Source organism: Pseudomonas fluorescens, from assembly GCF_041354075.1.
GTDB lineage: Bacteria > Pseudomonadota > Gammaproteobacteria > Pseudomonadales > Pseudomonadaceae > Aquipseudomonas > Aquipseudomonas fluorescens_CE.
In genome coordinates, this window is record NZ_JARZGC010000010.1 from 132,299 (window position 1) to 145,753 (window position 13,455).

A 13,455-nucleotide genomic window follows, 5' to 3' on the forward strand; every position below is an offset into this window, starting at 1 on the left:
TTCCCGCGCAATTTGAACGAGTCGTTTATTCAAAGCCCCCGGCGGCGCACGTAGACTCGTGTTTATGAAAAAGAACAAAACCTGCGGCCTTCGCTTCAAAATGCTCCTGAAAATGGCGGACATCACAACGACCGGCTTCGCCGAAGTCCTGAAGATCGACAACGCGCAAACCGTTCACAACTGGTACACCCGCGGCGTGCCCGACTACCGCATCGAGGAAGTCGCCAGGAAACTCTCGGTCAACAGCGAGTGGCTGAAAACCGGCGAAGGTCCGAAAGACGCCCGACACCTGCGCCTGGTCAGCGATACCGGCGACACCTTCGACGCCCAGGCATTGCGCGGTGTTTACACCGTTATCGAGCCCAAGGATGTCGAGCTGTCGTTACTGATCGAAGTACCCGTGAGCCCGGGCTCCTCCGAAACCCATGTCATCGAGGACAAAACCCAGCCCGTCAGCTTGCCTCGCAGCTATCTGGATTCGCTGGAAATCAATCATGCCGATGCCGTCTGCGCCCGCATGATCGGCAACAGCATGGCAGAGAAGATCGGTGACGGTTCCACGGTGGCGATCGACCGAGGCCTGACCCAAGTCATCGACGGTGAAATCTACGCGTTCATCCAGCAGGGAATGTTGCGAATCAAATACCTGCACCGGATACCGGGCAATGGGCTGCGCCTGCGAAGCCACAACAGCGCCGAATACCCGGATGAAATCCTGAGAGCCGCACAGATCGAAGAGCAGAACATCAGCATATTGGGATGGGTATTCTGGTACTCCACACTGAAGAAACGCCGGCCGCCGGTACCTTTTTTATGACAGCACCAAGCGCGCACCCTGTGGCAACGCGCCTGTCAGCGATGGCTCTCGACCCGTCACCCACGATGTCGACTGATCAGCCTCAATCGCGAGCAGGCTCGCCTGCCCAGGATGCGGCGAACGCCAAACTGGGAATTTCGCAAAAAAATCAGTATGCTGCGCCCCACATTTGCGCATCGACCCGCCCAGCGGCTCGGATCGCACCGACGAAGCAGATGATTTTCTCGCCGAGTCCCACAGCCGGACGCAAGATCCGGGTGTACGTTTTGAAGGCTGGCGAGGTTTACCAAAAATGAACCAAGCCAGTCCCCGAGAAGCCGGCCACAAGCCGGCTTTTTAATGCCTGTAAATCAACCACCAGCCATCTGAAAGTGCTGAAAGAGGGTTGCCGACACGTGGACCAGTTGATAGCGTAATGACAAACGTCTTTACAGGCATAACATCATGGCTTCCATCAACATTCGAATTGACGACGATTTGAAGCAGCGCTCATTTGCCGAACTGGAAAAACTCGGAGTGACGCCCTCCGAGCTATTGCGCCAAACCCTTCAATACGTCGCGGATCGAGGCAAGTTACCTTTCAAGGCCGCGTTGCTCAGTGAAGAAGATGAAGCGCTCATCGCCGTCGTGACAGACCGTCTTGCCGCACCACAGCGGGTCAAGGTCAGCCTGGATGACCTATAGCCTTGAGTTTGATCGTCGCGCATTGAAGGAGTGGAACAAACTTGGCGACACGGTGCGCCAGCAGTTCAAGAAAAAGCTCGCGGAAATAATCGAAAATCCGCGCATTGAAGCGAATCGACTTCGCCAGTTGCCGGACTGCTACAAACTAAAATTGCGCAGCGCGGGTTACCGACTTATCTATCAGGTCCTCGATCAGGAGGTCGTGGTTTTCGTCATCGCTATCGGAAAGCGCGAGCGTGAAGCCGCTCACCAAGATGCGCAGGACCGAATGAGTCAGCAGTCTGCTGACTAACCAAATGCCTTCAGGGCCTCACGGGTAACTAAACCCCTTGACCAACGTCAGCTCCCCCACCGCCCGCATCGGCACCAGAAACGTCTCCATTTTTTCGCTCGGCGTGCCCTCTTCCGTAATCACCGTCACTTGCGCCGTGGTCAGCGGCTGCACGGCCTCCTCCTGCCCGTCTTCGTCACTGCGATAGCCGCCGCCAAAGTAGTTCACATAAACGAGGTACTGGCCCTTGATGGGCGCGGGCATGGCGAAGATTTCCGGGCCGTAGCCGGTGGTGACGTCGACATCGAGCGCCGCGCCATTGGGTGCGACGCGATCGCCGTACCAGATGTGGGCGCCGTCGGGGGTGATGAGGTGCAGGTCCAGGTCGGTGCCGTCGCTGTCCCAGGCCAGCAATACCCGCAACTTGGCGGGGGTGGCGCCGCCGCTGGCATTGAGGAATTGCGTGCGATGGCGTTGCTGGCCGTCGGGGCTGCGCACTTCGACGCTGTTGCTGCCGTTGGGAAACGAGAACGGTCGGTCGAAGCGCCCGGCAGGGTCGATTTTCAGCGGCATGCTGACGCCGTTGACGATCAGCCGGCCGGGCTCGGAGGTCTTGGGGGTGGCGTTGATCTGGCCGCTGATGCGGGCGGTGTTGGCCTGGCCGGCGGGGGTGTTGACCGAGGAGGCCGGGTAGTTGACGGTCTGGCGGAAGCTTTCGCCTTCGCCTTGCGGCGCGCCGGTGCGCCAGCCGCCGACGGGGGTCTGCAGGTCAACGGCGGCATAGATCGTTGGCAGCGCGCTGACGGCGCAAAGGAACAGCAAGACCTGTGGATAACGGAGTTTCATGGCCTATTCCAGCAAGAGGTGGCGGGCGAGCCCTTCGATGTAGGTTTCATCCTGGCCGTTGGGGTGTGCTTCGAAGGCCAGGTGCAGGTATTCGTGTGTCAGGTCGAGACGGTCTTGCAGCGACAGCACGCCGCGCACGTAGATGCGCTGACGCTCGCGGTCGACGAAGGGTCGTCCGAAAGCGAGCTTGCACACGGCGAAGGTGCTGACTTCGCTGTAGCCGGTTTCACTTTCGAGGCGCTGACGCCAGCCGCGTCGCTGTTTTTGCAGCCAGTCCCGGGCGGCGGGCAACGCTTCGCAAGACGCCACCGGGTTGTCCCAGCGGCTGAGGCTGGCACGCGGATAGGCGTGGAGCAGAATCGCGTCGTAGCGCTGGCCCGCGCGGGCTTGCTCGACCGCTTGCTGCCAGGCCAGTTTGTCCGGGCCCGGTTGATCGGAGTGATAGGTGACCGGGCTGCCAGCCAACACCAGGTCGGCGGTCCACGCGGCGATGTGACGCGACTCGACGGAGGCCGGACGCGGCGCGACGCGTTGACGATGGCTGCTGTCGTCGATGCTCAGGCAATCACCGTGGCGCGTGGCGTTCTGCAGCAGGTAGGTGCGGATCGCCACGGCCAACGCTTTCGCCGCTTCGGCCGGTTGCGGTCCGGCTTCGCGTTCGAGTACCCGGGCGACGTATTCTTCACGATCCAGGCGAGCGACGAGTTTGTCATTGAGCAGAAACAGTTCGCCATCGCTGTGGATATCGAGCTGGTTGCCATTGCTGAACTCGACACGGTAATCGCCCTTGATCGGCCCGGAAGCGACCGCGCGTCCCGCCGCCAGCACGCGCTTGATCGGATAACGGGAAAACAACCCGACCTCGACGCAGCGCCCGCCGTCCTGCGGCCACTCGACCGGCAATACGGAGGCCAACGCCGCCGCGTAATGGCGCAGGACCCGCTGACTGGTGCCGCGACCACCGGCCCAGACCGGTGTGCCATCTGCGGTCCATCCGGCGAATCCACCCTGACGCGAAGTCGGGTCGTCATCGCCCAGCCAGCTCCAGGTTTTCACCCGCAGACGCCCGCCCAGTTCGCCGACGACATTGCCATCCGCCGCGCCCAGCACCACATCGAGCAACACCCGCCGCATCTGCTCCTGGGCCGGCAGCCGCGCCAGAACACCCAGCAACTCGGCGACCGATACACGGGTCGCCGGCTGTATCGACGGCAGCTCCAGCAACCATGAAGGTGCCTGCCGCACCTCCCAGTAGGTGCGCCAATCCGACGCCTCAATACCCAACCGCGCCGGCTCGAAGTACAGCCCGCACGACTTGACCAGCGCCTGATCGCGCTCGACCCTGCCACCGGCGGCGCAGCAATAGACCTCGTCCTTCGACTGCCCGCGACACTCATAAGCCGGCTCCCGGGCACCGGTGTCCACCAGCCAGGCGTAGACAAACAACTTCCACAGGCTGCCCAACGGCGCTTGCAGACTCTGCGGCAATGGCTCACGGCCGATAAGTTGCGTGGGGGTCAACGCGAGCAACTGGCCCTGGTACGCCAGCCGCAATGGCTCCTCCTGCGCTGTTGCCAGCGCAGGCATCAGACACAGCAGCAGCCAGACCCACGGCCGCCGCATGTCAGTTGACCGTGATCTGGCCGAGGGCGGCTTTCGCTTCCTGGGCCTGATTTTGCGGTGCGTAGACCTGGGTGAAGCGCACCGGCGGCAGATTGAACTGGCCTTTCTGCGAGAAACGCACCAGATGGCGCAGGCGCAATTCGCCGCTCAGCGCATCCACCGGCACCGCGTAGGCCAGTTGGCCGGGCTCGAAGCGTGCCTTTTCCAGGGCCGTCGGCTCGGTGCCCGCCTTGCCCTGCAACTTGATGCCCCAGGTCGTGCGCTCGACATCTGCACCGGGTGGCAGCGGCACTTCGAGCATGCCGTAACGCAACGGTTTCGCGGTTTTGCCGGTGAGGATCACTTCATCCAGGTACAGGCTGTCGCTGGACAAGGGTTTGTTGCCGGCCGGTTCCAGGGTGAAGGTGAACGCTTCGTCACCCGGCACCAGACGCGACAGGCGTCGGGTGATGCTGACCGGCATCGATTCGACGGGGGGCTGGCGGGTCTGGAAACTCAGCGCCGCGCGCAACGGCCGTTCCTGGGTGCCGGACACCGTCAACACACCGGGCACGGGCGTAGCACCCTGCCACGTCCAATACATCTCACCCGTGGCGCCGTGGTTTTTCTTCCAGCCTTCACCGGGCGTCAGGGCAATGGTCGGTGAAGCCTGCGCGATGCTGCGCTGCAACCAGGTCAGCGCCAGCGCGCGCTCCAGGGTCGATTGCTGCGGCAGCAGGCGTTGCAGCAGCGCCTGTGCACGGACCTGATCGAAGGGTTGCAGCGATAGACTCAGGGCTTCGGCAAACGGCTGGGAACTGACTGCCAGGCGCTGTTGCGCCGCGCCGACCTGACGATTGAAGGCCTCCGGCAGCGCGACTTTCGACTGAGTGGCCAGCGCTGCGGTCATGACTCGCGCCGCTGCCAGGCCAAGCGCCGAATCCGGATCGCCCATGACCAGGCTGTCCGCGCCGTCGTCCATCAGGGTTCCGGGCTGGCCCTCGCCGGCCTTCGTCAGGTCATCGATCAAACCGCCGAGCAGCGTGTTGACCGGCAACTGCATCTGCCGGGCAAACGACAGGATCAACGCCCGTTGCAGCAACGGCGTATTCGGCGCCTGTTTGGCATAGACTTCCAGAACCCGCTGCCAGTGCTCCGGCGGCAGGGTCAGTTGCAGGACCTGGCTGGCGTTCCAGTCGGCGTAATACGCATAAGCGGTGAGGAACGCATCCGGCTCGCCGTCGTAACCCCACCAGGTGAAACTGGCCGAAGGCCCGGCCATTTGCACCAGGCGCAAGCGGCTGTTCTGCATGATCAGGCGCAGGCGATCACGGATCTGCGGGCTCGACGCCAGCGACGGATAGGCGATGCTCAACGGCAGCAGGCGGCTGGCGGTCTGCTCGACACCGCCGTACGGGTAGGCGAGCAAATCGTCGAGCGCCGTACGGAACAGCGCCTGCGGACTGTCGTCCAGGCGCAGGCGAATGTCGGTCGCGTCGGCCGGCAGGTTCAGCGCTGTATCTCCGCTGGCCACGTCGAGGTTCTGCGTCTGGGTGACCTGCCAGCCTTCGCCGGTCGCGGACAGGCGCACGGCCAGAGCATCGGCGGTCTTGCCGTCCTGCACCAGTTCGGCCCGCCACTCGCCACTGGCGAGCGCGACCGCCGGCAAGGCGATGTAGTTGATGCCGGCGTTCAATGTCACCGGCAGTCGCTGCTCGGTACCCGCGTCATGAATCAGCAGCTCGGCCTTGACCGGTGTTTGCGCCTGATTGAAAGCGAAAACCCCGAGATCCGGTTTGTCGCCAGCGCGGAATCGCGTCGGCCCGCTCCACTTCAGGTACAGCGGTTTTTCCGAGCGCACGAACTGCTTCTTCTGGCCGACCTGACCGTCACCGGCGATGGCCCGGGCCGTGATGCGCCAGCGGGTCAGCGAGTCCGGCATGGTGAAGGTGAAACGAGCCTTGCCGTCGGCATCGGTGACCAGCTCCGGCTGCCAGGCGGCGGTATCGACGTCTTCGCGACGTGGCCGCTCCAGGACTTTCACGCCACGCTCGCTGCGATTGGCTTTACCCGGTGCTCCCGGGCTGCCGGGCAAGGCCACGTCGTAGCTGATGAACGACAGGCTGGCGCTGGTGCGCACGTTGTTGCGCCGAGGATGGTAGAAGAACTGGTCGATGCTCGGCGCAACTTCCGGTTGCAGCGCATAGACCATTTCATCGACAACGCTGACCGTCAGGTGGGCGCCAATCGGCTTGCCGGCGAACGCGGTGGTGAAGTCCACCGAGACCGTATCACCGGGCTGGTAGGTTTCCTTGTCGGTGGCGATGACCACGTCGATTTGTGGCGCGATCACCTTGATGCCGGCGTTCTGGAAGCTGTACTGGCCGCCCTTGGTGTACAGCACCGAGAAGGTCAGGTTCGGCGCAAAGTCATCCTTCACCGGGATGCGCGCGCGGTATTGGGTGTCGCTGAGTTTTTCCAGCTTCAGCCAGTCGCCGCCTCTGGACATCAGCGCCGTGGCCTCGACCTTGTCGCGCTCCAGCGACAGCAACGCATCGCCGACCGGCTCCGGGAAGGTGATCAGCGCCAGGGCTTCGTCGCCGGCCTTGTACTCGGGTTTGTCGAGGACGATTTCCACGGTGCCGGGCACCGCCTTGACGCCCTCACCCGTGACCGAGTGACCGGTGGCGCCGACCGCACGACCTTGGTCATCCTTCAACGTCAGGTTGTACGTCCCGGGCCGTTCGAAGGCGAGGTTGAAACCTGTGTCCGTTGCCGCGAGTTTGCCCATGCCTGTGCTCTGATCTTCCAGGCGCACCCAGCCATAGGCGCTTGGCGCTACCGTCCGGCTTTGCTCGGCGCCGCCCTCGCTGGCGTAGCTGAAGGCAACGTTATCGCCCACCGCACTGAAACGCTGCGGCGCACTCAGGCGGAAGTTGGCGGCGCCACGGTCGATGAGGATTTCCTGGGTGGTCTTGACCCGATACGCCGCACCATCACTGGCGAACACGGTGAGCATGTAGCGGCTCGGTTTGTCGGCGGCCGGCAGCTCGAAGCCGGCGTTGCCCTTGGCGTCGGTGGTCAGTTCGGTGCTGGTCAGTTCCACCGGGAATTGCCCGAGGTATTGCAGCTCGTTATCGACCATCGACAGCTGTTGCGCGCGCAGGCTCAGGCTCAGCCGCGCGTTCGCCACCGGCTTGCCGTCCGGATAGAGCAACACCAGGCTGCCCTTCACGGGCTCACCGGTGTGGTAATCCTGCCTGGCCAGGTTCAGCGCGATTTCGAAGTGCGGCTTGATGTATTCCGCGACGCGAAAAGCGCTGCTGTAGGCCTGGTCCTTGTAGCTGAAACGCAGCTCATAACCACCAGCCACCGCGTTTTCCGGCAACTGGAAACGCCCCTGGGTGCCGGATTTCGAATCCAGCTTCAGCGCCAGCGATTGCAGCGCGGTGCCAGTGGCATCGAGCACCGTGACATTCACATCGGCCGCGCTCGGCAAGACCGAATCGCGCGCATTTTTGAACTCGCGCCCGACGATCTTCAGCGCCACCCAATCCCCGGGCCGGTACAGCGGGCGATCGGTGAAGGCATAGAGTTTGGTGTCGTAGATCTCGCTGTCGTAGTAGAAGTTCTCGGAGACGAACACCCCGCCCTCTTCGTCCTCGCCAATCACGAACGAACGTTCAGGGCTGACGTGCTTCAGACGCAGCAAGCCATCGGCGTCAGTCGCCCCGCTGCTCATCACGCCCAGGCCATCGGTCCACAGCACATTGACCTTGGGCACCGAACTGCCTTCGTGTTTGCGTGCGGCCCACACCAGCAGTTCATCACCGGCAATCTTGCTCACGGCCACGGTGTTGGAAACGAACACCATGGTGGTCGCGCGGTACTTGCCGATCAGCGCTTCCACCAGGTACAGACCGGGCTTGAGATTGCCCAGCGGGATGTACACATTGCCCGGCGCCACGCTGACGAACTCACTGGAAGAGCCGGCCAGGTTGACGCCAGCCGGCGGCTGGATCGGCTTGGCCTGCCACAGCGGGTAACGGAACTGGCTGACCACCGGCAGGCCCGGAATCAGGGCGAATTGCGGCTGGGCGTCGTAAGGCGTTGGCGCGGCCATCGCTGATCCCATCTTCAGTTCCGGCACTTGCTCGGTGACTTGTTGGCGGGACTCGTAAGAAAACGCCCGCTGCATCACCCGACGTGATTTGCGGTACCAGTTGTCCCACAGGTACGCGAGGGTATTGGACAGACCTTCGCCCTTGAACTGACCTTCACTGACCACCCGGTGCAGGTTCTTCTGGCGCTTGAGGAAATCCAGCGGTTTGTCGATGCGATACACCCGAATGTCCGCGCCGCCGTAAGGCTCCATGCGAAACCGGCGATAGTCGCGGCCCGGCGCCTCGAGCCGCACCATCGCCTGCTCGTCGCTGGCAAAACTGCTGTCGGCCAGCAGGAAGAAACTCTCACCGGCCACCGGCGTATAGCCGCTCGGCTCGACGGTGTCTTCGGCATTCACCGCCGACAAAGGCATCACGAACACCAACAGCAGAGACAGAAAGCGCAACATGCGGGCACCGGTCATTGGGAGAGAAAGTTCAGTCGATAGACGCCGATGAAGTTGGGGTTGGCTGCGTCGGGTATCCATCGGGTGTCCTTCCATGTCATGAGTTGCTGCAGGCTTGCCGAACGCATGCCGTTGTCAGTGGGGGTGGTGGTGCCGGTGTGATAGGCGATGTAGCGGCCCATCCAGATCATCAAATGCTGATCGTCGCCCTGATCGAAAAACATCAGGTCGCCGGGCCGCGCCTGCGTCACGTCGCGGCCGACCAGGTGGCTGTTGAACTGGATCAGCTTGATCGCGTTGACGTACGGCCCGACCTTGCCGCCGCCCTGCTGCCATTGCTGGGCCAGGCTGCGCTGGGCGTCGGTCAAGGGCGACTCCGGCGGCAGGTAGCGATTGGACAGGCCATTGCTGCGCAACCATTTGTCGTCGTGCACCTTCAGCGCTTCATTGGCGGCGAAACGGACCAACCCGGCGCAATCCTGCTGGTACCAGCGCGGGCTCGGCCCCTTGCTCAGCTGTTCCTGGGCGATGCGCACGAACCAGGCGCGGAATACCTGGGATTGCTGCGGATCGAGCGCCGCGGCGTCACTGGCGAAGGCATGGCCGCCGAGCACCAGCGCCAACAGGCCGAGGCTGCGGATAAGCAGGGTCACAGTGCTTTCCACTCCAGTGGCAGCCATTGCCAGTGGCCGTCCGGCTCGCTGCCCTCAGGCAGGGTCAGCGCGTACTTGCCGTAGCCGCCGAGTGTGCGCAGCTTGGGGATCAAGTAGGTTTGCGCGGCGTTGTAGAAGACCGGTTCCATGTCCTGCGGCAGGCTGTCGAGGGTTTCACGCTGCATCAACTGAGCCATCGAATCCGGGCCGAAATAGACCGGCATCAGCAGGTCCCGGGGCACCACATCGGCCATCGGCGGAAAGCGTTTATCGAGGGTGCCTAGGGCTTTGTCCACCAGCTTGTCGTCGAGGGAAAACAGCAGCGTCGAACCGTGGCGTGCGAGGCTGACCTTCATGAACGCCTTGCCCGTGATCGCGTCCGGGTTCTCGGCTTCCCTGGCCTTGTACGGACCGAAACTGGAGCTGACCTGGCGCTGCCACTGATGACTGACGCCCTCCTGCTTCTCGACCACCGGGAACGCGTGTTCTTCAACATTGCCTTCGTAGGCGCCGACCATCGAGCCGAACAACGCCCCCAGGTCGCCGTCAAGTTGGGCGTTGTCCTTGTCATTCAGGCTGGCCACCAGCAGCGGCGTGTACAGCCGCGAATCGGCATACCAGCACAGTCCGGCGGCGCCGGCCATCCGTTCGGTCAACGCCTGGGCCACGCTTTGCTCGGCGCCGAGTTTCACCAGCAGCGGTTGCTGTTGTTCGGCCGCCATCGGCAGGGCCACGCAGGCGCTGGCGCCCATCGGCATGGCTTGCCAGATCGGCTTGAAGTCGAACTCCGGCTGGTTCTCCACCTCGTCCATGGCGAGGAAGCTGTGCCAGCCCTGATCGTCCATGTCGAAGCGAAGCCCGGCGAAGTTCGGGATGAAACGCTGGTAACCCATGGCCAGGACGCTGGCGTTGACCGACAGGCGTTGTTTCACCTGCGGCGCGCGAGGCGGCAAGCCGAAGGCTTCGGGGAACAGCTTGTCGCCGTTGAGCAGCGCCCCCAGCGCCTGGGTCGAAACACTGCCCGGTTCCAGCGGCGCCCCGCCCTGCGGATCCTGGAGCTTGGTCGGGTTGGACAGCACCACCAGTTTGTCGCCATGGGAGGCGAACAGCAGCGCCTTGCTGGCACTGTAGGTCAGTTGATAGAGCGCCACCTCATCGGCGCCGACTTTTACGTCGCCGATCTTGCTCAGTTGCGTGTCGTCGAGGGCCACTTTCGCCAGCGGCTCCAACATCTTGGCCAGGCCACCGCGATCCATCACCAGCAGGAAGTCCTTCAAGCGACCATCCGCACCGCGCCAAAGCGCCACGTCCGCCGGCTGATCGAAAAGCTGCTCGATCAGGCTGTCCTGCCACTTCAGGTCATGCTCGTAGATGATTCGCCGCAGGCTGCCGATCAGGCCGAGACGATCGGCATGGGTTTCGTAGTAGAAGACGAAATCCTCGGTGAGGGTCTCCTTGAGGAACGGCACCGCCAGCAGATCCCTGGGCAACTGGCTCAGGGAATGGGTTTCGAGCAGACCGTCGGGGCGGCTCATGCCCAGTTTGTCGCTGGCCAGTTGCGCAGCGGGCGCCTTGGGCTTGTGCATGAACCAGCCCAGCCCGCCTGCGACGCCGGCCACCAGGCACAGGCCGACCAGCAATGCCGGCCAGCGGCGCGGGGGCTTGCCGGCAGGTGCGTCGGCGGCTGGGGTAACGGTGTTATCGCTCATGTTGAAAACGCCCAATTCATCCGTGGTGCGGGATGCTTAATAGTTGAAAGTCTTGACCAGCAGCAGGTCACCGATGGCACGCAGGGGTACGATGAAGGTCTCGCGCTTTTCGTCGACGGTGTTTTCGTTGAGCACCAGGTTGATCTGCGAGGTGATCATCTCGTTCTGGTTGCTGGCCTCATCGAAGTTATAGCCGCCGTTGCCGAAGTTGCCCCAATAGTTGACGTAGACCAGATAGGTGCCGTGCAGCGGCGCGGTCATGGTGAACATTTCCGGGCCGGGACCGTCCACGCCGTCCGGGTCCAGGCCGCCGCCGTTGCTCATTGCCGGGCGAGCCCAGAACGCATGCTGGCCGTCAGGGGTAATGATGTGCAGGTCGAGTTCGGCTTTCGGATCATCCCAGCCCAGCACTACACGAATGCGTGCCGGCGTGCGCAGGTGGTTGGCTTCATAGAATTGCACCCGCTTGAGCGACTGCCCGTCGGCGCTGCGCACTTCGACGCTGTTGGAGCCCGCGCCAAAGGCATACGGCCGGGCGAAACGCCCCGCGTCGTCGGTGTAGAGGTTCAGTGGATTGCCATTGACCGCCAGGGTGTGCGGCCCGCGCCGGGTCCCGATGGCCTTGAGCTGTCCCTCGATCATCGTACGGTTGCGCTGTACGCCCCGGTCGATAGGGGGTGTGGGATAAGCCACTCGCGGGTTTTCGCTGCGATCGAACAAGCCGTTATAGCGCCAGCCGCCCACCGGCTCCGACAGCTCGGCCGTCGGCCCGGCCCAGGCCGTCGCCGCCAGAACCCACCCCATCAGCACCCTTAGAAATGAACGCATGTAACGCCTCCTGCCATGCATGACGAAACCTTGCGCCCGATCCTCGGCGCGTTACAGAGGCAAAAACTGCGTTTCGTCAGAAAACCCGTGACTGTCGGGTCGTAAGAGGCGCGAAGGTTAGCCATTGGTTGGTTTTTTGACAATCGAAGGTCGAGGAATTTGCGGGGGTGTTCACGGCGTCGGTAGACGGTGAGCCGAATAACCTGCATATTCGGCTCATCATATGAGCCGAATAGATTCGCTATTCGGCTCACCGAGCGAGAAACCTCCGTGATGGCATCCGACTGGATCTGGCAACAGCCCGATTGGCCAACCTTCCATTGGCAACCCGAGGACCTGGCGCCCGTGCTGCGCGAGTGCGTGCAGGCTCAGGGCCGGCTGATGGGCATGGCCGGCTCGGTGGGCGGCTCACTGAGCGCGCAAAGCGAACTGGATGCCTTGCTGCAGAATATCGTCACGTCCTCAGCTATCGAGGGCGAGCAACTGAATGTCGGGTCGGTACGCTCATCGCTCGCTCGGCGCCTGGGGTTGCAGCAGGTTGATGGCGATACAGTGAGTCAACGCAGCGAAGGTCTGGCGCAGTTGCTGCTCGACGCCACTCAACAGTACGCCCAACCACTCACCCTTGAGCGTCTGTTGGACTGGCATGAATGGCTGTTTCCCGAGCAGGACCACGCGCTCGGCGCACGACCGATTCGCATCGGCGCCTTGCGCGGCGAGGCCCCGATGCAGGTTGTATCCGGACGCCTGGACCGTCCGACGGTCCACTTCGAAGCGCCACCCCGCCAGGGGCTGGAGCGGCAACTGGACGTTTTTCTGGAATGGTTCGAAACCAGCCGCAACGAGGTGGGGCTCGACCCGTTGCTCAGGGCAGGTATCGCCCATTTCTGGTTCGTGACACTGCACCCTTTCGACGACGGCAATGGCCGCCTGACGCGCACTATCACCGACCTGGCACTGGCGCAGGGCGAAGCCCAAGCGATTCGTTTCTACGCCATGTCCGCGAGCATCCTGGACGATCGCTCCGGCTATTATCGGGTACTGGAAGCCAGTCAGAAGGCGACCATGGACATCACCCGTTGGCTCGAATGGTTTTTACAAACCTTGCTGCGCAGCTTGCAACAGGCCATGGCGCGCATCGAGTCGGTGCTGGGCAAGGCGCGCTTCTGGCAGGCCCACCCGCAGCACAGCCTGTCAGAAGAGCAGACCAAAGTGCTGAATCGCCTGCTCGATGGCGGCGTACGTGGCGTTGAAGACGGGATCAGCGCGGCTCAATACCAGGCTGTGGCGAAAGTCTCCAAGGCCACGGCAACCCGGCACCTGGCCGAGCTCCTGGAAAAAGGCTATCTCACACGCCTGCCGGGGGGCGGTCGAAGCACGCGGTATCAGATCAACCACCCGGGTTAGCCGACGGGATTATCGCTCCCACAGGGGCACTGTCGTCCCCGCCAATTTGCCCATAAACCCCCTATCTG

General features: G+C 63.0%; 10 protein-coding genes. 4 read left to right on the forward strand and 6 right to left on the reverse strand.

Annotated features, from left to right (window positions below; genetic code table 11):
* Positions 1-64: 64 nt before the first annotated feature.
* From QIW53_RS15410 to QIW53_RS15420, 3 genes are all read left to right on the forward strand, one after another.
* Positions 65-817, forward strand: coding sequence for a S24 family peptidase (locus tag QIW53_RS15410; RefSeq protein WP_371050480.1), 753 nt, complete (start codon positions 65-67; stop codon positions 815-817).
* A 444-nt stretch (positions 818-1,261) separates the two neighbouring features.
* On the forward strand, positions 1,262-1,501 hold the full coding sequence (locus tag QIW53_RS15415) for a type II toxin-antitoxin system RelB/DinJ family antitoxin (RefSeq protein WP_371050481.1): 240 nt from the start codon (positions 1,262-1,264) through the stop codon (positions 1,499-1,501).
* Positions 1,491-1,793 carry a type II toxin-antitoxin system RelE family toxin gene (locus QIW53_RS15420; RefSeq protein WP_371050482.1) on the forward strand — a complete coding sequence of 101 codons (303 nt, stop codon included), beginning with the start codon at positions 1,491-1,493 and terminating at the stop codon, positions 1,791-1,793. Before QIW53_RS15415 ends, QIW53_RS15420 begins: the two co-directional genes overlap by 11 nt.
* Positions 1,794-1,811: 18 nt before the next feature.
* Here QIW53_RS15420 and QIW53_RS15425 read toward each other — a convergent pair whose 3' ends face one another.
* From QIW53_RS15425 to QIW53_RS15450, 6 genes are read right to left on the reverse strand one after another with little or no spacing between them, the layout of a single operon-like run.
* Positions 1,812-2,618 (reverse strand): YfaP family protein, encoded by an 807-nt coding sequence (locus tag QIW53_RS15425; protein ID WP_371050483.1) that lies wholly within the window; start codon positions 2,616-2,618, stop codon positions 1,812-1,814.
* Positions 2,619-2,621: 3 nt separating this feature from the next.
* Positions 2,622-4,241: a DUF2300 domain-containing protein gene (locus QIW53_RS15430; protein WP_371050484.1), complete on the reverse strand. Its 1,620-nt coding sequence runs from the start codon at positions 4,239-4,241 to the stop codon at positions 2,622-2,624.
* A 1-nt stretch (position 4,242) separates the two neighbouring features.
* Complete coding sequence (locus QIW53_RS15435) at positions 4,243-8,808, reverse strand: alpha-2-macroglobulin family protein (RefSeq protein ID WP_371050485.1); 4,566 nt, start codon at positions 8,806-8,808, stop codon at positions 4,243-4,245.
* Positions 8,805-9,443 (reverse strand): DUF1175 domain-containing protein, encoded by a 639-nt coding sequence (locus tag QIW53_RS15440; RefSeq protein ID WP_371050486.1) that lies wholly within the window; start codon positions 9,441-9,443, stop codon positions 8,805-8,807. The genes QIW53_RS15435 and QIW53_RS15440 overlap by 4 nt, the downstream gene beginning before the upstream one ends.
* The gene (locus tag QIW53_RS15445) at positions 9,440-11,152 is read right to left on the reverse strand and encodes a DUF2138 domain-containing protein (RefSeq protein ID WP_371050487.1); all 1,713 of its coding nucleotides are present in this window, start codon (positions 11,150-11,152) and stop codon (positions 9,440-9,442) included. Before QIW53_RS15445 ends, QIW53_RS15440 begins: the two co-directional genes overlap by 4 nt.
* Before the next feature lie 36 nt (positions 11,153-11,188).
* Positions 11,189-11,980, reverse strand: a complete 792-nt coding sequence (locus QIW53_RS15450; RefSeq protein ID WP_371050488.1) for a YfaP family protein — start codon at positions 11,978-11,980, stop codon at positions 11,189-11,191.
* Positions 11,981-12,253: 273 nt separating this feature from the next.
* On the opposite strand from QIW53_RS15450, the gene QIW53_RS15455 reads away from it, so the two are divergent.
* Positions 12,254-13,387 (forward strand): Fic family protein, encoded by a 1,134-nt coding sequence (locus QIW53_RS15455; protein ID WP_371050489.1) that lies wholly within the window; start codon positions 12,254-12,256, stop codon positions 13,385-13,387.
* Positions 13,388-13,455: the final 68 nt, after the last annotated feature.